The organism is Enterococcus devriesei, assembly GCF_001885905.1.
In the GTDB taxonomy this organism is placed as follows: domain Bacteria; phylum Bacillota; class Bacilli; order Lactobacillales; family Enterococcaceae; genus Enterococcus_A; species Enterococcus_A devriesei.
This window is the reverse complement of record NZ_JXKM01000001.1, coordinates 124,056-147,722: the sequence shown is the minus strand read 5'-3', so window position 1 is coordinate 147,722 and position 23,667 is coordinate 124,056. Positions and strand designations below refer to the sequence as shown.

The 23,667-nt window shown below is 41.3% G+C and carries 22 protein-coding genes; 5 read left to right on the top strand and 17 right to left on the bottom strand.

Features of this window, described 5'->3' with window-relative positions:
• Positions 1–25: 25 nt before the first annotated feature.
• The 15 genes from RV00_RS00670 to dnaX form a co-directional block, all read right to left on the bottom strand.
• Positions 26–529 (bottom strand): cell wall elongation regulator TseB-like domain-containing protein, encoded by a 504-nt coding sequence (locus RV00_RS00670; protein ID WP_084133199.1) that lies wholly within the window; start codon positions 527–529, stop codon positions 26–28.
• A gap of 54 nt (positions 530–583) precedes the next feature.
• Positions 584–3,337, bottom strand: a complete 2,754-nt coding sequence (locus RV00_RS00665; protein WP_071860679.1) for a helicase C-terminal domain-containing protein — start codon at positions 3,335–3,337, stop codon at positions 584–586.
• A gap of 194 nt (positions 3,338–3,531) precedes the next feature.
• Positions 3,532–3,732: a cold-shock protein gene (locus RV00_RS00660; protein WP_010740784.1), complete on the bottom strand. Its 201-nt coding sequence runs from the start codon at positions 3,730–3,732 to the stop codon at positions 3,532–3,534.
• Positions 3,733–3,924: 192 nt separating this feature from the next.
• Positions 3,925–5,028, bottom strand: coding sequence for a baeRF6 domain-containing protein (locus RV00_RS00655; protein ID WP_071860678.1), 1,104 nt, complete (start codon positions 5,026–5,028; stop codon positions 3,925–3,927).
• A 568-nt stretch (positions 5,029–5,596) separates the two neighbouring features.
• Positions 5,597–5,941 (bottom strand): P-II family nitrogen regulator, encoded by a 345-nt coding sequence (locus RV00_RS00645; RefSeq protein WP_071860676.1) that lies wholly within the window; start codon positions 5,939–5,941, stop codon positions 5,597–5,599.
• 62 nt (positions 5,942–6,003) lie between these two features.
• A complete protein-coding gene (locus RV00_RS00640; protein ID WP_071860675.1) occupies positions 6,004–7,218 on the bottom strand; it encodes an ammonium transporter in 1,215 nt (404 codons plus the stop codon).
• 150 nt (positions 7,219–7,368) lie between these two features.
• Entirely contained in the window at positions 7,369–8,226 is an 858-nt protein-coding gene (gene rsmI, locus RV00_RS00635; RefSeq protein WP_071860674.1) for a 16S rRNA (cytidine(1402)-2'-O)-methyltransferase, read from the bottom strand.
• 230 nt (positions 8,227–8,456) lie between these two features.
• Positions 8,457–8,804 (bottom strand): DNA replication initiation control protein YabA, encoded by a 348-nt coding sequence (locus RV00_RS00630; RefSeq protein ID WP_071861032.1) that lies wholly within the window; start codon positions 8,802–8,804, stop codon positions 8,457–8,459.
• Entirely contained in the window at positions 8,804–9,616 is an 813-nt protein-coding gene (locus tag RV00_RS00625) for a PSP1 domain-containing protein (RefSeq protein ID WP_071860673.1), read from the bottom strand. The genes RV00_RS00630 and RV00_RS00625 overlap by 1 nt, the downstream gene beginning before the upstream one ends.
• 28 nt (positions 9,617–9,644) lie before the next feature.
• Entirely contained in the window at positions 9,645–10,583 is a 939-nt protein-coding gene (holB, locus tag RV00_RS00620; RefSeq protein ID WP_071861031.1) for a DNA polymerase III subunit delta', read from the bottom strand.
• A 2-nt stretch (positions 10,584–10,585) separates the two neighbouring features.
• Complete coding sequence (locus RV00_RS00615) at positions 10,586–10,915, bottom strand: cyclic-di-AMP receptor (protein WP_071860672.1); 330 nt, start codon at positions 10,913–10,915, stop codon at positions 10,586–10,588.
• A gap of 5 nt (positions 10,916–10,920) precedes the next feature.
• On the bottom strand, positions 10,921–11,574 hold the full coding sequence (gene tmk / locus RV00_RS00610; RefSeq protein ID WP_071860671.1) for a dTMP kinase: 654 nt from the start codon (positions 11,572–11,574) through the stop codon (positions 10,921–10,923).
• Between the two features lie 56 nt (positions 11,575–11,630).
• Positions 11,631–12,227, bottom strand: coding sequence for a recombination mediator RecR (gene recR, locus RV00_RS00605; protein ID WP_010745627.1), 597 nt, complete (start codon positions 12,225–12,227; stop codon positions 11,631–11,633).
• Between the two features lie 28 nt (positions 12,228–12,255).
• The gene (locus RV00_RS00600; RefSeq protein ID WP_071860670.1) at positions 12,256–12,570 is read right to left on the bottom strand and encodes a YbaB/EbfC family nucleoid-associated protein; all 315 of its coding nucleotides are present in this window, start codon (positions 12,568–12,570) and stop codon (positions 12,256–12,258) included.
• 37 nt (positions 12,571–12,607) lie between these two features.
• Positions 12,608–14,341 carry a DNA polymerase III subunit gamma/tau gene (dnaX, locus tag RV00_RS00595; protein ID WP_071860669.1) on the bottom strand — a complete coding sequence of 578 codons (1,734 nt, stop codon included), beginning with the start codon at positions 14,339–14,341 and terminating at the stop codon, positions 12,608–12,610.
• 181 nt (positions 14,342–14,522) lie between these two features.
• Between dnaX and RV00_RS00590 the strand changes: the two genes are divergently transcribed.
• From RV00_RS00590 to RV00_RS00575, 4 genes are all read left to right on the top strand, one after another.
• Positions 14,523–15,758, top strand: a complete 1,236-nt coding sequence (locus RV00_RS00590) for an SPFH domain-containing protein (protein ID WP_071860668.1) — start codon at positions 14,523–14,525, stop codon at positions 15,756–15,758.
• A 288-nt stretch (positions 15,759–16,046) separates the two neighbouring features.
• Complete coding sequence (locus RV00_RS00585) at positions 16,047–17,117, top strand: TFIIB-type zinc ribbon-containing protein (RefSeq protein ID WP_071860667.1); 1,071 nt, start codon at positions 16,047–16,049, stop codon at positions 17,115–17,117.
• Entirely contained in the window at positions 17,114–17,908 is a 795-nt protein-coding gene (locus tag RV00_RS00580; RefSeq protein ID WP_071860666.1) for a TPM domain-containing protein, read from the top strand. The genes RV00_RS00585 and RV00_RS00580 overlap by 4 nt, the downstream gene beginning before the upstream one ends.
• A gap of 142 nt (positions 17,909–18,050) precedes the next feature.
• Positions 18,051–19,346: a serine hydrolase gene (locus RV00_RS00575; protein ID WP_071860665.1), complete on the top strand. Its 1,296-nt coding sequence runs from the start codon at positions 18,051–18,053 to the stop codon at positions 19,344–19,346.
• Positions 19,347–19,391: 45 nt separating this feature from the next.
• Here the strand turns inward: RV00_RS00575 and RV00_RS00570 are convergent, their stop codons facing one another.
• The gene (locus RV00_RS00570) at positions 19,392–19,877 is read right to left on the bottom strand and encodes a GyrI-like domain-containing protein (protein ID WP_071860664.1); all 486 of its coding nucleotides are present in this window, start codon (positions 19,875–19,877) and stop codon (positions 19,392–19,394) included.
• A gap of 171 nt (positions 19,878–20,048) precedes the next feature.
• Here RV00_RS00570 and RV00_RS00565 point away from each other — a divergent pair, with 171 nt between their 5' ends.
• Positions 20,049–21,242: a YdcF family protein gene (locus RV00_RS00565; protein WP_071860663.1), complete on the top strand. Its 1,194-nt coding sequence runs from the start codon at positions 20,049–20,051 to the stop codon at positions 21,240–21,242.
• Between the two features lie 73 nt (positions 21,243–21,315).
• Here RV00_RS00565 and RV00_RS00560 read toward each other — a convergent pair whose 3' ends face one another.
• Positions 21,316–23,664, bottom strand: a complete 2,349-nt coding sequence (locus RV00_RS00560) for an ABC transporter ATP-binding protein/permease (protein WP_071860662.1) — start codon at positions 23,662–23,664, stop codon at positions 21,316–21,318.
• Positions 23,665–23,667 lie beyond the last annotated feature (3 nt).

Sequence of the window (23,667 nt, the reverse complement as noted above, 5' to 3'; positions counted from 1 at the left end):
CAATAACTCCCCTACCAAGATTTTTTTAGATCTTTTTGATGACTTTAATTATCTTGCCGTCATTAAAGTTCAGCAAGTAATAATAAATCGCGCCTTGATCGTCTTTTGCAGTGATTTCCCAAGCCGTCTGGTCGCGATAGATACCGAGATTTGCTTTTTCAATAGTCACATCAGGATCATTCGTTTTAACGGTTTCTTCTGCTTGCACCTCAGTCAGCCCATCCTTTTGAGCAAGAACACGCACTTTGTCTCCCGATTTCGGAATGATCACAATGATTTCTTCCTGCGATTTGTTTTTTCCTACTACCGTAAAATAAGTCTGCTCGCGATTGAACCAATAGAACTGATCAACCGTTTCTAGATCCGCATATTTTTCCGCCATTTGGACCGCTTCTCTTTTCGCCTGTTGCATTGGTCGGTTCGAACGAATGAAAATCATAGTTCCGGCAACAAGGATGATCAACAAAAAGGTCACGATTCCTAACAGCCAACGGTTAAGTTTTTTCTGTTTTGCACTATTCGTATCCAAAATCATACTCCTTCCAGACAAGCTACATTATACCAAAAGAACAACTATCCCTCATTAATTCTCTTCATTTTTCTCAGAAATTAAGAATTGGGTCGTTTCCGTCAAAATTTCTTCCAACGGCAACTGCTTGATCGTTAATTCTTTTGGCAGCGCCTTTCGTAAGCGTTCGCCATAACTAGCTGAGATAAAGCGTTGATCCAATAAGAGCATTACACCCTTATCCGTCTCAGAACGAATCAGGCGACCTAAAGCCTGTCTTAACCGCAGTGCCGCATGAGGAACCGCTTCTTGGAAAAAGGGATTGATTCCTTCAGCCTCTAAGAAACTATTCCGAGCGCGAACTTGGATACGTTGCGGATTTTCAAAGGGCAGTCGGGTTACGATTAAGAGTTGCAAGATCTCCCCGGGTAAATCGATACCTTCCCAAAAGCTGTCCGCACCTAGCAGCACGGCATCTTTTGAAAGTAAGAAACGTTTCAGTAATTTCTCACGACTGCCGCCAATTCCTTGCGCCAAGACTTCTCGGCCTTCATGCAACAACGGCATTTTCAATCGCTGATGCACACGGTTCAAAATATCATGAGAAGTAAATAACACTAGAATCGGTCGCTTTTGATGATCCGCCATTTTATGGACAACATCGGCAACATATTGGGCATATTGATCTGGTGAAGACGTTTGGATACTAATATTTTCTGTTGGTAAATAAAGTCGCGCTTGTTGTTCATAATCGTAGGGACTGCTGATGATTTTCAACGCCGCTTCAGGAATCCCCCAGCGCTTCGCAAAATAATGGCGATCACCACCGATTTTTAATGTTCCGCCGAGATACAAAATCTGTTTGTAGCGATGATACCAACTTGTTTGATCTAATTGCGAAGCTTCCAAGTCTTGTACATAGAGCGTCTTACGTTTGACGTTGAACCAATGAATATAACGAGCCTCCCACTGTTCACTGAAAAGTTCGAAGGCCACTTGCTGTTGGGCTAAGCTATCCAATAATGTTTGTAGATCGCTCCATTGGGCCTGTTCGGAAATACTAAAGGTCTCTTGATAGCGCAGATAATAACTTTTCAACTGCTCGCCAATTGTTAAGGCGTCTTGATAAAGCAAACTTACCCGCTGCAAGACTTGTTCACTCGCTAAAGATAATTGATCAATCATTTCCTTAGTAATCAAGCGCTCGTCATTGGTTGGGAACTCCTCTTTAAATAGCTGATAAAGATCAGTCAGCTCTTCATTTAATTCCTGCAGCACATCCTGAAAAACTTCTAATGAATGCTGGGTCTGCTGATCTTTTTTTACTAGGGCCTGCCAAGTTTGAAAGACTTTATTTTCCAGTAAATGGTTAAAACCCTTTTGGATCGCCAAAATATTTAATTGATGAGTGCTGACCTTTTCTAGAACTCGATTTAAATGATGGGCCTCGTCAATAATCAAATAAGGACTGGCCGGCAGCTGCGGGATTTTCCGCTGATTTTCTTGAGCTAAGAAGGAATGATTCGTAATAATCACATTGCTTTGTGCCAATTTTTTCTGACGATGATGGATAAAATCAACCCCATAAAAAGGGCTGTTAGGATTCAGCGTTGTTGGGCCAAGATGAGCCACCTTTTGCCAAAAAGGATGCTTCAAGCTCGTCATATTCAGCTCGTCAAAATCCCCCGTCTCTGTCTGAGTCAGCCAGACTAACAAGGCCATTTGGTAAAAGGTATATTGCTTTTGCTGTGATTTTTTTTGGAAGCTTTGATAAAAACGGTCAAGGTCGAGATAGTGGCGACTGCTTTTCATCACCACCGCCTGCAAAGGCTGATCTAATAAACGATTGATCAGCGGCAGGTCGTGATTCAAAATCTGTTCCTGCAACAATAAAGAGACGGTGCTGATCACTAATGGTTTTTCCGGTGTTGCCACATAACTCATAGGCAATAAATAGCCTAAGGTTTTTCCGATGCCGGTTGCGGCTTCGACTAAAATATTTTTATCCTCTTTCTTATTGAAAAAGTCATAGACTAAATTCATCAAGCGTGCCTGTTCCTTACGAAAATCCAGTTCACTTTGATAGACCTTTTCTTTGGCTTTCCGAGAACGAGGATAAGCTTTGCTGCCAAAATAATTCTCAGAAAAAAGTGGTACGCTCTTTTTTTTCAGCGCGAAGCCATGAACGATCACCAACTCTTTTGCCAACGGCTCACGTTGTTCCTGCAACTCAGTCAAACAATCGACTAAATAGTCTTTCGTCTGAAAGGCCATCTGGTCAGCAGTCGCTACAATTTTCTCTAACGTGATGATCGGCAATTTTTTAATTTGAGTCTCTAAATAGAGCAGTAGCTGCGCCGTTACATCAGCATCGCTATCTGCTTGATGAGGATTTTCGTGGACTAGCTGCAATTCCTCTGCCAAATCGCCTAAACGAAAGCTTGGTGAAGTTGGCATGAACACTTGCGCCAATTCAACGGTATCGATGCCGTCACTCGTTAACGGCGGCATCCCGCAGCGTTCCAGTTCGTTACTTAAAAAGGGATAATCAAAATAAATATTATGGGCGACAAAAACGGTTCCCTCTAATAAATTACTGATTGTTTCGGCGACATCTTCGAAATAAGGGGCTTTCCGAATCCGCTGATTCGTGATCCCTGTTAGGGTTTGAATTTGATTTGGAATCGTTTGATCGGGATTGATATCCGTTGAAAAATGCGCAACGATCTCACTATCTTCAATCAGCGCACAGCCAAATTGAATAATCCGATCCGACTTTGGATCTGTCCCAGTCGTTTCAATGTCTACAACTGCATATCTTTTTTTCATGACAGCCTCCTTCCTATGGAATTATAGCGGATTCTACCATTTTTTAACAGAGCCGTCCCCTTAAGTCTTTTGAAAGCTGACTATTTTTTTCAAAAATAAAAAAAGACCTAGCAAAAAATTCTGCTAAGTCGATCTCACGATTAAAAAAGAGCATAAAAAAAACGAGTACCGAAGCACTCGTTTGAAAAAACTAATTAAGCTTTGTTTACGTTTGTTGCTTGAGGTCCACGTTGGCCATCTTCAACATCGAAAGTCACTGCTTGACCTTCTTCTAAAGTTTTGAAGCCGTCGCCTTGGATTGCTGAGAAATGTACGAATACGTCGTTTCCGTTTTCAGCAGTGATAAATCCGTAACCTTTTTCTGAGTTAAACCATTTTACTGTACCTTGTTCCATGTTAAACATCCTCCTAGGATAAAAATTAATTTTGTAATTACTTGAATGGTGAAATAGGAAAGATGTCGTCTGAAACAAACTTGCCAATATTACCGTACAAAAACTACAATTAGAAGTATAACACAGAAAAAGCGATAACACTAGATTATCGCTTAAAAAGTTTTTTCTTAATATATTTGAAACATTAAAGCGCTAATAGCGCAGAACCGCCAATAAACTTTTTTCATCAGGAGCATCTTTTTGGTCTAGAACAAATACTTGTCCACCATTTTTGATAACATCATCAGCAATTTCATTCAATACTTGACGACGATCATATTCTACATCTGGGTCCTCGCCAAATCCATCAACTAAATTGGAAGTAGCGATAAAGAGATGAGAAATTTTACCTTCTTTTGCTGCTGGCACAATATCTACCAATTGATCATTAAATTTCTTATCAGTTAATTTTTGATAGCTTTGTGTTTCCGCCGCAGCTAACTCATCAGCAATTTTTTGACTTTCCTTTTTCACGTCGTTCACGTTCGATTGAGCCGGTGAACCAGTAATAGCTGCTTTATCTGAGTAATATGGATTTTTAGCCACCTTTTTAAACTGTGTTTGGTTTTCCGGTAAAGCAAATAGATAAATTGGTAACTGCTCTGGATTATCCAGCTCTTTCAAATAATTATCCACCGCTTGGTAGTAATTGATCCAGTCAATCTCAACTTCTTCGTCTTTGGTATTAATTCCGTGGAAACTGCCGGTTTCACCGCCGCGAGCAGACACATTCAAGTTTCCACCGGTCAATTCATCGCCTAAAGCCGTTACGATATCTTTAGGAGCGTCATCAGGCAGTTCAACTGCTTTGACCTCTTTATTGCGAACACAATAAAGTTTCATCGAATCCCGGTTCAAGGCCATTAGATAGTAAGAATAATTGAACTGGGCATTTTTAATGATCGCCAATAAGTAAGGCAGATCACTGACATAATATTGATCATCCACCCCGATACTTAACCGGTGAATATAGGTTTCGCTCGCTGTCAAAATGACCGCAACCCCTTTTGTTCCGCTACGCCAAAAGTCACCGTCCGCTAAGAGTTGATCAATCTTTTCTTGGAATGGTTCAAAGCTGTGATCAGTGTATTTCTTCTCGAAGCGTTTCTTCGCTTCTTTAGCAAAGTTCTTAAACGTGATTTGATCTTTTTCCACATCTTGATGCGCGTGATGCGTATTTAACATAAACGTGATAAACGGTCCCGTTGCTTCTTCTGAAGTCAATTCAGCTAGTAACTTTTTACTGATATTTGCCATAAATGTACCCTCCTATTTAAGTCTTCCAAATCAAGTGTACCATAGCCAGCAATTTCCTTAAAACGAAATGCAACCCTTACATTATGTAAAAATATCAAAAAATTCCACAGAAATTTGCATAAGTTTTTTCTAATACATTTCTTAGTGATTAACAAACGGCTATTCATGAATTCATCGTAGCGGTCGATTATTATATGGATATACCAATTATCCCGAATTGGTTTTTTCATACTTACTCCTACCAAGAGTAAATAACAACCTTCATTTCCACCATAGTGACGGCTATGGTGGTTTTTTGCGAGTTCCACTTCGCGCTTTAGCGCGATTAGTGGAATCGTATGCGCAGTGAAAATAGAAATCATTTTTTGTGCTTTTCAAAAAATGAGTTCCTTAACACGAAATAGCTGCGAGTTTTTCTTCCTGCCTTGGCAGGTTAGAAAAATCGTATGTGTACGAAAATAAGACATTTTTCATGGGCTTCGAAAAATGTTTCATTTATTCTGAATTAACAAAAAGAACCGCACCAAAATACATCGGTACGGCCCTTCGTTTAAAATTTATTCCATTATTATTGAAGTGCAGCTTTTCCAGATTCCCGCGTACGAATGCGAATCACTTCCTCAATCGGATAAACAAATATTTTCCCCGTTCCACATTCTTCAGATTGACAAGTATCTAAGATTAAATCAATCACTCGCTCCACGTCTTCATCCGCTAAAATAAAACTTACCGAAACTTTTGGCAGCAAGGTCGTAATAACTTCTTGTCCTCGGACATGAGTCTTTTGTCCTTTTTGCAATCCGCAGCCTAAGACTTGGCTAACAGTCATCCCATTTACTTCCACCTCATGATCAATCGCTGCCTTGAGTATTTCCAACTTTTCCTGTCTGATAATTGCTTCAACTTTTTTCATTGTGCCTTGCAGACTCCCTTCAAAATGATGTTTCTAGAAAGACTCTCGATTCATTTCTCTAATTAAGAATCCATCCCCATAAATGTTGGATAGGCATTCTCAGCATGTTCAATTTGATCCAGCCCCATCGCTTCTTCTTGTTGCGACACTCGAATCGGCATAAAGACTCTAATCAAAGAAATAATCAAATAGCTGGCCACTCCAGCGAATACTAACGTAAATAGAACACTCTCAATCTGAGCGATGAATAAATGGGTCTGTCCGTAAATGAGTCCTGTTTTCCCACCTACTGACGGATCAGCAAAAATCCCAGTGGCAATCCCACCAAAGATCCCACCAACACCGTGACAGCCAAAGGCATCCAATGCATCATCAAAACCTAGTTTTTGTTTGATTACAGCAATAAACAAATAGCAGAAGGGACTAACCAGAGCCCCAATCAAGAAGCTTGCGCCAATCGAAACAAAACCGGCACCAGGAGTGATGGCAACTAGACCTACAACCGCACCGGTACACGCTCCAACTACTGTTGGCTTGCCATTTAACAATTTTTCAATCAACATCCATGAAAGCATGGCACAAGCAGCTGCTGTATTCGTCGTGATTGACGCGTGAATCGCTAAACCATTTGCTGCTAACGCAGAACCACCATTAAAGCCAAACCAGCCGAACCATAATAAGCCGGTACCTAATACAACAAATGGAACGTTATGAGGACGATAATCCCCCAGATGATATTCTCGCCGGCGACCCAGTACGATTGCTAAAACCAAGCCAGATATGCCTGAACTGATATGGACAACATTCCCACCCGCAAAATCAATCGAACCGATTTTATCAAGGAAGCCGCCACCCCAAACCATGTGAGCCATTGGGAAATACACGACCACTAGCCAAATCGCGATGAATAAGAAAATCGCTGAAAAGCGCATCCGGCCAGCAACTGATCCGGTCAAAATTGCGGTCGTAATCAAAGCAAACATCATCTGAAAGAAAGCAAACAGACCTTCAGGGATACCATCGCCTTTCGTCATAGAAACACCGTGAAAAAAGAGTTTGTCAAAATTCCCAAAAAAGTCGCCATGACCGCTAAAGGATAACGAATAGCCAATCGCCACCCACAGAACCGAGGCCAATCCCATCGTACAGATGACCATCATCATTGTGTTCAAAATATTTTTTCTACGCTCTAGTCCGCCATAAAAAAAGGCCAGTGCCGGAGTCATGAGAAAAACCAATCCAGAACAAATCAAAATAAATGCAATATTCGCTGCCATCAAACCACTCCATTCTTTTTATGTTAAGTATTCTAACATCGTTTCATTATAATAAAAGTGTTTTTACTCATTTTTTTCATCTTTTTTTAATTTAGTTACTTTTCGTGTTAGAAATATTAACATAAAAAGAGTAGGAGGATTCTCATACTCTTATAATTCGTGGTATTCTTTGTAAACTTCTTGTTTTTTCAAATTGTGTCTTTTAGCAACCGTTTTAATGGCTTCCTTTGAAGGCTGACCTGCTACAATCAACGCTTCTACCTGTTCCTTCAGCGTTCCTTCGAAAACTTCATCCGCTTCCTCCACTTCGTCAGCGCCAGCCACTAAGAGACAGCATTCACCCTTTAAGGTGTGATCTTCTAAATAAGTTAATAGTTCTTCGGTAGTGCCTCGCAAATATTCTTCATAGAGCTTCGTCAACTCTCGACAGATCACTACTTCACGGTTTCCCCAAACACCATTCATATTTTTCAAGGTTTCTTTCACTCGATGAGGTGATTCATAAAAAATCAAAGTTGCGGTTTGTTTCTTTAATTCTTCCAGCTCTTTTTTCTGTGCACTTCTCTTTCGTTGTAAGAAACCGTAAAAATAAAAAGGCTGTGGCAATAAGCCTGAAGCGATCAAAGCGGTCATCCCAGCAGTCGCTCCAGGTAACGCAATCACAGGAATATCCTCATTGATGCAAGCAACGACTAGTTCATGACCTGGATCGCTGATTGAGGGCATCCCGGCATCACTGACTTGCGCGATACTTTGACCACTTTTTAAAAAGCGGATCAATTCTGGGATACGTTCATTATAATTATGTTCGTGAAGACTTTTTTGCGGTACTTTTATCTCAAAGTGATTCAATAATTTTTGGGTATTTCGTGTATCTTCACTGGCGATCAAATCTGCTTCCTGCAGTGTCTTTACTGCTCGAAAGGTCATATCCTCTAAATTTCCGATTGGTGTCGGTACTAGATAAAGCGCTCCGACAGCTTCAGCAAAACTCTTTTGACTTTTCACGACTTTCCTTCTTTCTAATTAGCGATTTGAAGTCCTTCTCCAAGAGGCAAACTTCTGAAAGCTGCGCTAAACTATAAGAAAGGCTTTCGCGAACTCGCTCAGCTTATTACCGATAAAGCTAGTTCGTGAAGCCAGACATGAATATACCTGTTGTAAAGTAATTTATTCATGCGAAAATTTTATACTTTTCTTTATAGTCTAAAAAACCGGAACAGTTCGTCCCGGTTCGCTTATTTTTGTTTACTTTCGCGATAGATAACATCCAAACAAAAGGCACAGGGTTCATCTTGTTCTCGTCTTGATCCATAAAGCAAATTGCAGACGTGAAAACCGTCTTCGTATATTTTTTCAAGATTCAACCGAGATTCAGATAACTCCTGACGTTCATCAAAGACAGGGGATTTCTTTTCATCGATTTGTCGAATACGTTCCCGCAATCGTTCGTTTTCCATCTCTAATGTCGTATTCTTTTCTACTAGTTCTAACAATGTTTCTTTCATTGAAACAAGATCAGTCAGATTTTTTTGCATCTCATGTTCTAATTGGTTTAAGCCATCATATAACGAGCGTCGATCCATCATGCTTGTTCACCTGCTTCAACTAACTCTTGATAATCAAAATCCACAGTGGCATCGCGGCCGAATAGGCGCACTTTCACCACTTTGCTTAACAAATTCAAACCGATCACTTTTCCGCGGCCTTCGGGTGTATTGATTTCTTTGCCATAATCAGGCATGGCTTTTTTAGCTGCTTCATACTCGCCATTCTCATATTTCAAGCAGCACATCAAACGACCACACAGACCCGAAATTTTCGTTGGGTTTAAGGATAGGCCTTGATCTTTTGCCATCTTGATAGAGACCGGGATAAAATCGCCTAAAAAGGTCGAACAACACAGTGGTCTGCCACAAGGGCCGATTCCGCCTAAGATTTTTGCCTCATCTCGCACGCCAATCTGACGCAATTCGATCCGTGTCCGAAAAACACTGGCTAAATCTTTCACTAATTCACGAAAATCAATCCGACCGTCTGCCGTAAAATAGAAAACCATTTTGCTGCGATCAAACGTATATTCAACTTGAATTAGCTTCATCTCCAGCTCATGTTCACGAATCTTTTCTTTAGCCGTTTTAAAGGCTGCGGCTGCATCTGCTTCGTTTTGAGCCACTTTTCTTAATTCTTTTTCAGAGGCTTTATGCAAAATTGTTTTTAAATCATCTGATAAATCATTTTTAGCAATCTCGATTTTTGGAATCGCCACTGTCGCAATCTGGTGCGCCTGTTGTGACTCAACCAAGACTTTATCATTATAGTAGTATTCTTTGTTTCCAGGCGCATAATAATAAATATGTCCTGCGTCACGGAACCGAACACCCACAACTTCAACCATGGTTTTCCCTACTCTCTGTTAAATAACGTTATGCAAAAACAGTATGCAACGTTATTTGTTCTGCGATATTTTGAAATGAGACGTTCGCTTCTAATTTTTGACTGGCAGCTAAAACTTCCGCTAACAAGTTATTAGCCTTCACTAAGCTTGTTTGCTGGTTTTTCAAGTCTTGATCACGTTTTTCCTTGACAAAATAAGCTAGCAGCTCAAAACAAAATTGCTGCTGCGTTTTATCTTTAAAGGTCTTCACGAGCTTCTTCTGCACATAAATAAAAGCTTGCGGGTCATTTTTTTCGAGATAATTAAACCATTGAATAACGCTATCTCTAGCTTCATTAAACCATTCATCTTTTGAGATTTCAACAGCTTTTCCATAACTATTTGTTAAATTTGCTAATAGTTGTGCGGTTTTGGTTGGGAGTTGATCGGCTTCCAAGCGTGCTTGGAGACGTTCCTTTGACAATGCTTGAAAATGGATGATCTGACACCGGGAGCGAATCGTGGGCAATATTTTCCCTAACGATTGCGTTTCTAAAATAATCATAAAATTCGCTGGTGGTTCTTCAAGAAATTTCAGCAAACTATTTGCTGAATTAAGATTCATTTTTTCTGCTTGATGGATAATTACGACCTTTTTCGCAGACTCAAAGCCGCTCTTTGCTAATTCGCTTTGCAGCGCGCGAATTTGGTCCACCTTGATTGACTGTCCATCCGGTTCGATCTCAACGACATCGGGATGATCCTTACTATTTATTCGTAGACAATTATTGCATTTTTCACAGGGCATCCCGGCTTGCAGGTCCAAACAAAAAAGATGTTTCACAAACCACAGTGCCAATTCAGCTTTACCTGTCCCCTGATCGCCTTCAAAAAGATAAGCATGAGCCATACGCCCATGCTCAAAACTGTTTTGTAATTGGCGAAAAACGATCGGTTGAATGGTTTCGAGTCTTTTCGCTTCTTCCATCATTAATACTGTTGGAAGCCTTCAACTGGTAAGACAAAGACTGTCGCCCCACCGACTTCGACTTCAACTGGATAAGGAACTTGCCCGTCTAAAGAAATATCAAGGGTCACAGGCGTGGTCACGTATTGTGTCCGTGCTTGACACGTTTCTTTGATCAACGCTAATGTATCTTCTACCCGTTCATCTTCGATCCCAATAATGAAGGTGCTGTTGCCAGCCTTCAAAAAGCCACCGGTAGAAGAAAGCTTGGTTGCTCGAATATTGGCATCAATAAATTCATTGGCTAAACGGTTAGAATCTTTGTCTTGGACAATCGCTAAAATAAGTTTCATCTCTTTTACACCTCTCGTGATTGAAAATACTCTGGAAAACAGGTCAACAATTCGTAGAAACAATCTTCTACAACTTCATCAAGACGCTTTCTAGCATCAATTTTTACGATTCGATCAGCATTTGCTTCCGCAAGTTTTAGGTAAGCATGTCGAACCCTTTGATGAAATTGTAACCCTTCGGAGTCCAAACGGTCAATTTGATTGGTTCGGTTCTTCATAATTCGTTGCAAACCTGTATCTGAATCGACATCTAAATACAAAGTAATATCTGGAATAGTTCCTTCAATAGCAAACTCATTGATTTTTAAAACTTCATCCATGCCGATGCCTCTGCCCGCTCCTTGATAAGCTAAAGAGCTGTCAACAAAACGGTCACACAAAACAATTTTTCCAGCGTCTAAAGCTGGCCAGATTTTTTCAACCAAATGTTGGCGCCGAGCCGCCGCATAAAGCAACGCCTCAGTCCGATCATCCATCTGGTCGTTGATTGGATCAAGGATCACGTGGCGAATTTTCTCTGCGATTGGAATACCGCCTGGCTCTCTTGTTTTAACAATTTGTTTTGCCGCTGTTGCTTGTAATCTCGGATACAGCTCTTCGATTACACTAGTTTTGCCAGCTCCGTCTGGTCCTTCAATCGTAATAAATAGTCCCTTCACGTTCCTTGTCCCCCAAAATAATTATCTTCTATTTTCAAAAAAACGCCGTGAAAAAATTAAAGTTCACGACGTCCTTCTACTGCTTTCAGCAAAGTGATCTCATCAGCATATTCAATGTCACTGCCAACCGACAAGCCATGGGCTAAGCGAGTCACTTTAATGCCAGCTGGTTTGATCAAGCGCGACAAATACATCGCCGTAGCTTCTCCCTCAGTCGTCGCATTGGTAGCGATAATAACTTCTTTAACCTCATCATCATGCAGCCGTTTGATTAACGGTGCAATATTAATATCTTCCGGTCCAGTTCCTTCCATGGGTGACAACACTCCGTGGAGAACGTGATAGAGTCCGTGATATTCACGAACCTTTTCCATCGACATGACATCTTTGGGTTCCTCAACCACTAGGATCGTACTACGATCGCGAGTCGTATCTGAACAAATCTCGCAAGGATCTTCTTCCGTGATATTACCACAGATACTGCAAAAACGCAGGTCGCGCTTGACACTGATCAATGAACGAGCGAACTCATTAACGGACTCGTCCTTCATATCAATTGTGAAAAAAGCCAAACGAGTCGCGGTTTTTTGTCCGATCCCAGGAAGCTTCATATAGCTTTCGATCAGTTTCGCAATTGGTTCTGGATATTGCATTGTGTTCTTCCTTTCTGATCAAAGTCGCTTACATTCCAGGAAGTCCCTTTGTATATTTACCCATCGTTTGATCGGTCTCGGTAGTAATTTTTTTAATCGCATCATTGACAGCTAACACGATCATGTCTTGTAGCATTTCTGGATCTTCTGGATCAATCAGTTCAGGGTTGATGGCCATTGTTTTCATGGTTTTATCTCCAGTGAAAGTCACTGTAACTAGATCATTTGTCGAGCTACCAGTGAATTCTTTGGCATTTAATTCGTCTTGAGCCTTCACCATTTCTTTTTGCATCTTCTGCATTTGTTTCATCATGCCTTGCATATTTCCCATTCCGCGCATCATTCGATTGTTCGCTCCTTTAAGATTCTATCTTCTACTTTTAATCTTCTTTAATTGTAACAAGATCACCAAACAAACTTTTCGCTTGTTCAACGACTTCATTGGTTTCTTCTGGTAGTAAACTGATTTCTTCCTCTGAATCACTCGCTTCCATCTCGATTGGACGGTCGTGATGTTGACTGAGAAAGGCTTGTCGTAAACGAGGCCAGCTTTCCCGCGTGATAAAAACAAACTCGGGGGTATAATTTTTGATCATCATACTTAAACTGTTTTGCAAATTCAAGCGCAGCTCTTCATTGCTGTCTGCTCGCTGACAAACAATCTCATAGTCAAAGGCGACCAACAATAATGCAGGTCCGGCCGCCATTGGTTCACTGGCTTTTAGCATCGCCCGCTGAGTTACCGGCAAAGCCATCAACAAATCTTCCCATACGCTTTTGACATCAAGTAGATGATCCTTGGTCGCTTCACTCAATACTTGATAGACCCGTTCAGTCGGCACACGATAACTATTAGCGCTTTTCTTCGGTGCGGCCGCTTTACGCTCTTCCTTTTCAACAGCTGGATTAGCTTTTAATTGCTGCAATTCTTTCTGCAGTTGCTGCAGTTGCATTTTTAAAGCCGTCAGCTCCGCTTGATCCACTGGATTGGTTGCCGTACTTACTTGAACATTCGCCCCATTTGCTGCCGCGGTTTGCGGTGTTGCCAATTTTACTGTCGCAACTTCTAAATAAACGTTCGCATGGTTGGTAAAGCGAATCTCATTTTGTGTATCACTTAAAATCTTGATCATTGAATACAAACGCTCCGAAGCCGTTGTTTCAGCTAATTGTTTGAAAGGATCGGTCAAATAGGCCGCGCGACCTTCCAAAAGCTTGGGGGCTTGCTGATAAATCAATAAATCACGGCAGTACAATAATAAATCTTCTGTTAGACGGCGCGCTTCTTTCCCTTCTGCCAGAATATTTTCCAAAACCTCTAACGCACTGCTGACATCTTGTTGTAAGCAAGCACCGATAAAGCTATCCATCATTTCAGTCGTTAAGCTGCCAGTCACGGCTAAGGCATCGGCTAACGTAATCGTCTCATTACTAAAGGAAATGGCCTGATCCAAAATACTCAACGCATCCCGCATCCCACCTTCCGCCGCTCGCGCAATGACCGACAATGCCTGTTCTTCATAAGGCTGATTGCTTTCTTTTAAAATGTAAGCCATCCGACCAATGATCGCTGAGACACCGATTCGTTTGAAGTCAAAACGTTGGGTCCGCGAAATGATTGTCGCTGGTATCTTATGAGGCTCCGTTGTTGCTAAGACGAAAATCACATGTTCCTTAGGTTCTTCCAACGTTTTTAGCAAGGCATTGAAAGCACCCGTCGAAAGCATATGCACTTCATCGATAATATAAACTTTATATTTTGCCGCTGTCGGTGCATAGTTAGCTCGATCACGAATAAAACGAATCTCTTCCACACCATTGTTGCTGGCGGCATCGATTTCAATTACGTCTTCCTGCCGTCCTTCAGTAATCGAGCGGCACATTTCACACTCGTTGCAAGGTTCCCCATCGACACTATTAGGACAATTGATGGCTTTGGCAAAAATTTTCGCCGCACTCGTCTTCCCTGTACCACGGGGGCCGGTAAATAAATAGGCGTGAGAAGTTTTCTGTTGTTGGATCGCATTTTTTAACGTTTTAGTAATCGCTTCTTGACCAACTAAGTCATCGAAACGTTGAGAACGCCAAACGCGGTAAAGTGCTTGATACGCCATAATTTTCCTCTTTTCTTACAAAATCACTGCTTTTTATTATACGTGATTTTAGACAAAAAAACTATAAAAACCAATTTTATCCAGCAATTGTTTAGGGTCTTTTAATTTGTCGGAGGACTTCCTTTCTATTTCAAAAAAAGCCTATGGTATAATAGAAAAAACGTTTTATGGAGGGATTTTGATGGGACTATTTAAAGCAGCGACTAGCAGTATCGGCGGCGGAATGGCAGATCAATGGCTAGAGGTCATTGAACCTGCCGACATGGGACAGACAACTGTCATGTCAAAAGGTGTTGCCGTACGTAAAGATGATAAACGTGGCAGCAATAAAAAAGGGACTCAGGATGTCATCACTGACGGCTCTGTGATCCATGTCTATCCAAATATGATGATGCTCCTAGTAGACGGCGGAAAAATTATTGACTACACCGCTGAAGAAGGCTATTACACCGTAGAAAATAATTCTGCGCCTTCAATGTTCAACGGCTCATTAAAAGATGCCGTGGCCGAAACCTTCAGCCGTTTCAAATTTGGCGGTGTCACTCCGCAAAAACAACAAGTCTTCTATATTAATTTACAAGAGATCAAAGGGATCAAATTTGGCACCAGCACTCCGTTGAATTATTTCGATAACTTTTATAACGCGGAGTTATTCTTGCGGGCACATGGAACGTATTCAATTAAAATTACCGATCCGATTCTATTTTTCGCCAACGCGATTCCTCGGAATATGGATCAAGTAGATATCAACGACATCAATGAACAATACTTGCAAGAATTTTTGACTGGCTTACAAGCTTCTATCAATCAAATGTCAGCCGATGGCCAACGGATTTCTTACGTACCATCAAAAAGCTTAGAGCTAAGTAAATACTTGGCGGATGCGTTGGATGATAGCTGGAGAGAACTACGTGGGATGGAAATTGTTTCAGTAGCCGTTGCCAGCATCTCTTACACGGACGACTCAACCAAGTTAATCAATATGCGCAACGAAGGCGCAATGCTAGGTGATCCAAGCGTTCGAGAAGGCTATGTACAAGGCTCTGTCGCTCGCGGCATGGAAGCGGCTGGTAAAAACGACGCAGGAGCAACGACTGGTTTCTTCGGTATGGGAATGGGCATGAATGCTGGCGGAGACTTTTTGAACCAAGCTTCGCAAAGTAATAACCAACAGATTCAGCAAAATCAACAAGCACAGCAAAAATCAGCAGATGACCATTGGACTTGCCCAAAATGCGGCACGGAAAATACCGGTAAATTCTGTAGTAATTGCGGCGAACCAAAACCCGCTCCTGCAACAGGCGCAAAAATTCAAATGAAATGCAGCGAATGTGGTGAAGTCGTCGATTTAAGTAATGGCGTTCCAAAATTCTGTCCTCACTGCGGCAAACCTTTTAAAGGAATCCCACTAGAGTAATAATTAGGATGCAGTATGCCAGTTCTACTAATCTTACTTTAGCAAGATTAGTAGAATGGTATACGACTTGAATCAAACTCATCTTTCGCTTTTTGAAAGATGAGTTCATTAATACGAATTAGGATGTCAGTTCCGCTTTTCACAGTATCTATTAGTAAAAAGATGAAATCTGGTATTTAATCTAAAAACTGAAAAATACTTTAGCGGAATGATATACGTGTTGAGAACCAAACTCATTTTTCGCTTTTTGAAAAATGAATTCATTTATACGAATTAGGAGGACCTGCGATGGCAGATGTAGTAACTCATCATTGCCCCAACTGTGGTGGACCTTTGACGTTTAATCCAAGTGATCAAAAATTCCACTGCGATTATTGCTTAAGTATTTTTACCGTGGAAGACATCGAAAAATTTGAAGCTACAGAACAAGCGGTGACTAAAGATGATGCGACGGCTACTGCGAGCCCAACAGACACGGCTTCCGGCGAGATGGATTTGTTTCTCTGCCCCAGTTGCGGCGCTCAAATCGTCACGGATCATACGACTGCCGCAACCTATTGTTATTTTTGCCACAACCCCGTCGTGTTATCTGGACGGCTGACCGGCGAATTTTTACCTAACAAGGTCTTGCCTTTTACCATTGATCGCGAAAAAGCAGTGGCTGATTTTTTGAGTTGGGCACGTAAAAAGCGTTTTGTTCCAAAAGATTTTTTCAATGAAGCTCAGATTGAAAAAATGACTGGTGTCTATTTTCCTTATTGGGTAGTGGACGCTGAAACAGTCGGCAGCTTAGCCGGTAAAGGAACGGCATTAAGAGTCTGGGTCGTTGGCGAATTGGAATATACGGAAACTAAAGTCTATCAAATTTTTCGTAAAGGAAAAGCTTCTATCAAACACTTGACCAAAAATGCCCTGACGAAAAATATCCAACAAAAAATGGTGGAAGGTGTCCAACCTTTTTCCATTGATCAAGCGGTGGATTTTCATACGGAATATTTAGCTGGTTTCCAAGCAGAGAAGCGCGATATCGAAATCAAAGATTTAGCGCAGCAGATCGACCACGAATTAGATGAATACACGAAAGACTTATTGCAAGACACGATTTCCGGTTACACAACCTTCACGCCGGGCAATCAATCGACTCAGGTGCAAAAACAGGACAATCATTATATGCTCTTACCTGTTTGGTTGGTAACTTATCAAGACAATTCGGACAAAACATACTATTACGCGATGAACGGCCAATCAGGAAAAGTCAGCGGAGTGTTGCCGATTAGTTATAAACGCTTAGGACTCTTCTCCGGCGGAATTTTTGCGGCCGTTATGGCGCTTGCGATGATTGTGGGGTATTTTCTATGAAAAAAATACTGTTCTTACTTGGTTTCTTCGTATTGCTTAGTCCCTTGAAAGTCTTAGCGGCAGCAAATACTATCGATGACCAGGCCAACCTACTTTCACCGGAAGAACGAACCGAATTAGCTGAGCGCGCTGACGCGATCAATGAAAAGATCAAAGGTGAAGTATTCATTCTAACAACCAATAGCAACACTGAAGAACCACGAAAATTTGCCGACGATCAACTGAGGGATCGGATTGGCAACGATCATAACGGGGCTTTGTTACTGTTGGATATGAATCAACGTGAAATTTATTTATCGACCTCCGGCAATATGATCGATTTTGTGACCGACAAACGCCGTGATCAGCTACTGGATGATGTCACGGAGGCCATGAAAAACAGCGATTATTATCAAGCTAGCACGGCCTATCTGACCAATATCAAAAGTTTCGTCGATAACGGAGTGCCCGGCGGTTCTTATCGCATTGATGAAAACACCGGCAAAGTCACCTACTATAAATCCATCACACCGCTTGAACTTGCGATTGGGGTACTCGTTGCAGCGATAGCGGCAATTGGCTTTTTTGTTTCAGTACGCCTGCGCTATCAATTAAAAATAGGGACCTACAAATATCCCTATCGCCAAAATGCGCAATTGGATTTAACTGAACGACAAGATCAATTAGTGAATTCGTTTGTCACCACGCGGCGCATTCCAAAAGCCTCCAATAACAATGGTGGCGGAGGCGGCGGAAGCTCAACTCACTCCAGTGGTGGTGGAACTTTCGGCGGTGGAGGAAGAAGTTTTTAACCAACAAAAAGAATACATGCTAATAAGGAACACCGAGGACAGCCAAAATTAATGGAATCTTCGGTGTTTTCGCGTATTTTCTTGTATTCACCTAATGATTTTGCTAAACTTTTAGGGTTAAGAGAAATAAAGGAGATTATCAATGCATAAAAAGAAAAAATTCCCCCTCATTTTGGTTGTCTTAATTCTTTTCTGCCAATCGCTTGTAGGGATCACCGCTCGAGCAGCAGACGATTTTTCCGTCAACGCTAATGCCGGTTTTGCAATCGACGCAGACTCAGGAAAAGTTTTTTTCAATCAAGATGGTGACACACCAAAAGGGATCGCTTCAATTACTAAAACAATTACGGCATATCTTGTTTTAGACGCGATCAAACAGCAAAAAATTTCGTGGGATCAAGAAGTGCCGATATCCGAATATGCGGAACAGCTCAGCACCACCCCCGAATTATCAAACGTTACTTTAGTTCGGGATCAAAAATATACAGTTAAAGACCTTTTTGAAGCCATGATCATTCAATCTGCCAACGCGGCGGCCGTTGCTCTAGCTGAATTAGTCGCTGGCAATGAACATACCTTCGTCGATCAAATGCGGGAACAAGTCAAACAATGGGGCATCACTGATGCTACTATCATTAATGCCTCTGGTTTAAGCAATGTTTACCTTGGCGCACATCGTTATCCTGACACACAAGAAAACGATGAGAACCTAATGTCTGCCAGAGATGTGGCGATTGTCGCTCAGCATCTGATTAAAGATTTTCCCGAGGTTTTAGAAACATCAAAAATTGCGAAAAAAGTTTTCGCTCCAAACACGACCCATCCAGAAGAGATGGAAAGCTGGAATTTGATGGTGCTTGACGGCAGTGATCACAAAGACGGCGTAGACGGATTAAAGACAGGGACAACCGATTTAGCCGGTGCTTGTTTTGTGGGAACGATTCAAAAAGATGGACGCCGAGTGATTACGGTCATTTTGAACGCCTTGGATGAACCAAATAACAGCTCAGCTAGATTTGTTGAGACCAACAAATTAATGGACTACTGCTTGACGAATTGGAGTCAGCAAGAGGTTACTGCTGCTGGTCAAGAACCACCTAGCGGACAAAAAACATTGAAAGTTACCGATGGCAGAGAAGAGAATGTGCCTTTAGTCTTAGGTGCTCCGGTAAAATTATGGGTCCGTAACGATATGGATATCAAAAATCTGACAATCAAAACGAACTTAGATCATTCTCTTTTAGACGATAGCGCCATTATCGCACCGGTTCATAAAAACGAAAAAATCGGAACCGTCAGTGTCCAGCTAGCGCAAGACAACTTAGGCTATCTGCAAAAAGATGAAGGTGCGACGACCGATCTGCTAACAAAAACAGCGGTAGAAAAATCCAACGTCTTTGAACTTATCTGGAAAAGAATCACGAATCTATTTGCTTAAAACAAAAAACTTTCGACCTAATCAAATTCATAGGTCGAAAGTTTTTTATTGCGTTTTAAAGGGAAAATATAATTCAACTTCGCCTTCAGCAAAATGCGGCAAATAATGCTCTTGAATCGCGCCGGCAAGCTCAAGCTTTTCTAACGGAAATATTTCTCCCAGCATCAAATTCGTGGCATCTTCGATTTTTTCAGCACTAGCCTTGAGGGTCAAATAGCTCATCGCCGGCAATTCCCAGCGCGACCAACCTGCGGGTGTTTCCGCATCCTTCGGCACTTGTACACCGGCAAGATAACGGCCTTCCTCCTGCCATGGCTCTAACCAATGGGCACCATCACTCATTAAGCCCCACAGGTGTAAGTCCTCCATTTCTTGTCCAGCTAAAAGTCCGACAATTTCTTCAAAATGAGTATTCATTTGATCCCATAATAATGGCACCCATGATGACCCTTCTTCAGCTAAGCCGCGGCCTTCTTTACCAATTACAACTAATGGCGGCAAATCAACTCGGTCTACTCCCTTAATTTCCATTTCTGTCCTCCTAATGTAAACTTATTTTCAGCCAAAACTACTGTTGCTCCTATTTACTTCATGTCATTCTTTTATTCATTTTACTAATCTTCCGAAAGAAAACCAACTATTCCTTCTTGAGTGCGCATTGTTCTATTTTTTTGCTATACTATGCTAGAAAGGTGTGGTGAAATGCAACTACAACGAGATTTATTTTCGTTGGCAATCTATTTGATTGGATTTATTTTTTTACTCGTTCGATTTAAGCAAAAAAAATTCAGACGTGTGTTGATTTGGACGGGCATTTTTCTAATCTTATATTTTTGCTTTATCGAAATACGCGAGAAAACGTTTTTTATTTTAATTCCGCTATTTTTCTTTTTCTTATTTTATTATTTTTATTTCAAGGACAAGTGTCGCTTGAGAAATGGCTGGCTATTCAATCTTTTTATAGTTAGCTTTATGAGCTATTTAGTTATCGTGACACTTTCAGCAGGCTCCTTGATCTCGGCGGGGATCTTAGGTATTTTAGGACTGTTGTTCTTATTCAGTTTATTTTTTGGTATTTATGCCGCGATCATTTTTTTAATCGGAAACAGCTTTATCGTTTTGCGTCATGAATCGCGCCGACTGCCAAATTTATTAACGCTGATTTTGGCTTTGGCGATTATCGCGTTGATCATTGTCCAATCTTATGGCACTCAACTACTGCCTGAGTGGACTGTCCCACTCTTGTCTATTCCAACCTTGATTGCTTTTTATTTTTTCGTCATTTTTTGGAATTTTCTATCCATCTCAATGATCTATCAATTTAATCAACCGAAAGAAGATCAAGACTTTATTATTATTCTTGGTGCCGGTTTGATTGATGGCCGCAAAGTAACACCGCTTTTAGCGCAGCGGATCGATCGTGGAATTCAATTTTATCACCAACAGCTAGAAGAAACTTTGTCGGCTCCTAAACTATTGATGTCTGGTGGACAAGGTCCTGATGAAAAAGTTCCCGAAGCCGTTGCAATGCAAGAATACGCTATCGAACAAGGGATTCCCACCGAAGATATCTTGTTAGAAGCTCAATCTACAAATACTTTAGAAAATATGAAATTCAGCAAAGAAATCATGGACCGGGAAAATCCTTCTGGCTACCACGCAATTTTTGCATCAAATAATTATCATATTTTTCGAGCTGGGATGTATGCCTCCCAAGCGGGGTTAAAAATTGACGGAATCGGTTCAAAAACTGCCCGCTATTATTGGCCCAATGCGTTTTTACGGGAATTCATCGCAGTGGCGTTAATGAACAAACGGGTTCATTTAATTGTTTGCGGAGTGATCGCCGTGCTTGGAGTTCTCTTGTCCGTAGCGAATTTTATTTCTTTACATTGATTTACTGAGACTAACCAAATAGGGAGTGCGACCTGTAGCGGCCGCACTCCCTATTTTTTATTTGATCGATAAATTATTCTGCTCGCAAGGCGATAGCCGCATCTTTTTTAGCCGCCATTTTGGCTGGAATGTGTCCGCCGATCATGGTCAATACAGTCGAAACGATGATCAAAATAACTCCGTGGACTGGATTTAATTGTGCCACGTCTTTAAGTTCGGTCATATTATAAAGAATCGCGTTGATTGGGAAAGTCGCAAGATAGGCGATCAAGACACCTAAAGTTCCTGAAGCGACACCTAAAATACAAGTTTCTGCGTCAAATACTCGGGTAATATCTTTCTTCCGTGCTCCCAGCGCTTTCAAGACACCAATTTCTTTGGTCCGTTCAATGACAGAAGTATAAGTGATGATCCCAATCATAATCATGCTGGTCACTAATGAGATTCCGGCGAAGGCAACTAGAACGTAAGTAATGGCGTCCATTAAGCCGCCAGTCAATTCAGTCATTGTGCCTGCCAAGTCAGTATAAATGATCTTGTCTTCTTTTGATTTGCCTTTGTTGTAATCATCCAAATAGCTTAAAATTTGTTCTTTGTCTTTGTAATTATTTGGATAGATCATAATGCTGCTTGGGATGCTGTCGCCGCCTAAGTAGGCCAAAGTACTCTCTTTGGTTGCATCGTCCAATTTTTCGTTGGTCATTACATTCGTGTCCGCGTCTTTTTGTGCTGCGACAATCTCAGAGTTTTCATTGTCTTTGACGATTTTAGACGTTAACTCATTACTATAAGCGATCCCTGGCGCTAATAAGTTCATAGTCGAAGAACTTTTCACCCGCAAGATTCCTGATATTTTTAACGTGTCGTTGTTGGCATTATCAAACATCGCTTGGTAATCATTTTTAGGAATAAAATTCCCTGTCGGTAATTTTTGATAGTACTCATTGTTGTTAATCAATTTGAATTGTGTGCCGACGATCTTATCGAAGTTCAGTTTCTCGCCGTCTTTCAGCTCGAAGCCAAGATTTTTTAATGAATTGATATTGGTGCTGTTGTTGGCATCAACGATTAGTACCACATCAGTATCAGCTTTCGGATAAGCCCCAGCTAACAATTTATAATTGTCTTCTAAAAAGTTGCCAGAGCTTTCATCTAGCTGCGTAGGGAAAGATGAAACGCCCATCCCAGTCATGCTAGACATCGCGCTCATCATAGAAGGACCGCTGTCTGGTGCTTCATTTGATAACTTGACTGGTTTCACATCACCATCCACGTCACGTAAAAGATTCATCCCTACGACGCGTGTATAGCCGATATTATTACTTAACTTAGGATCGATATTATTAATGTAGTCGATATATTTTTGATCGATCTTATTCGTATGTTGAGCTTTATCTTCATCACTGATCTTCGCGATGATTTCATTTTTGCCAGCTTTATTTGAGTCACTCACTTTGTCTGAGCCTAATGCTTGATTGCGATTTGCTGACTGATCTGTCGTGGTTTTGGAGATCGTGATTGGATACTTCGCCATCGTTTCCGCTTGGGTCGTATCAATTTGCTTTTGAAAACCACTGGACAGTGAAAGTACAATTCCGATACTGATGATCCCAATACTTGAAGCAAAGGCAGTCAAAAAGGTCCGCCCTTTTTTGGTACGCAAGTTATTGAAGGAAAGCTTCAAGGCAGTGATGAATTTCATCTTGGTCCGTTTTAATTGAAACTCTTCGCCTTTCTTTCCTTCGATATGAGGGTGTGAATCATTCAAAATCTGTCCATCAGAAAATTGAATGGTCCGATCAGCATATTTATTTGCCAGCTCAGGATTATGCGTCACCATGATAACCAATTTTTCTTTGGACAATTCTTGGATCAAGTTCATGATTTGAACACTAGTCTCGGTATCCAAAGCACCGGTCGGTTCATCACAAAGTAAAATATCTGGATCGTTCGCTAATGCTCGTGCGATGGCGACTCGCTGCATTTGTCCACCAGAAAGCTGATTCGGTTTCTTATGCATGTGATCAGCCAGACCTACTCGCCGCAACGCATCCTCAGCCCGCTGCTGCTTTTCTTCCTTCGAGACACCACTGAGGGTCATCCCAAGCTCTACATTATCGATAATTCCTAAATGACTGATCAAGTTGTAGCTTTGGAAAACAAAACCGATGGAATTATTACGATAGGCATCCCAATCGGCGTCTTTAAAGGTTTTCGTTGATGTTCCATCAATGATCATATCGCCGGAATCATAATTATCCAAGCCGCCGATTACATTCAGCATCGTTGTTTTCCCTGATCCGCTGGCTCCTAGTATCGCGACGAATTCTTGTCGGCGAAATGCAACCGACACACCATCTAACGCTTTTGTGGTGGTATCGCCCACATGATAATATTTTTTTATATCTTTTAATTCTAACATCGT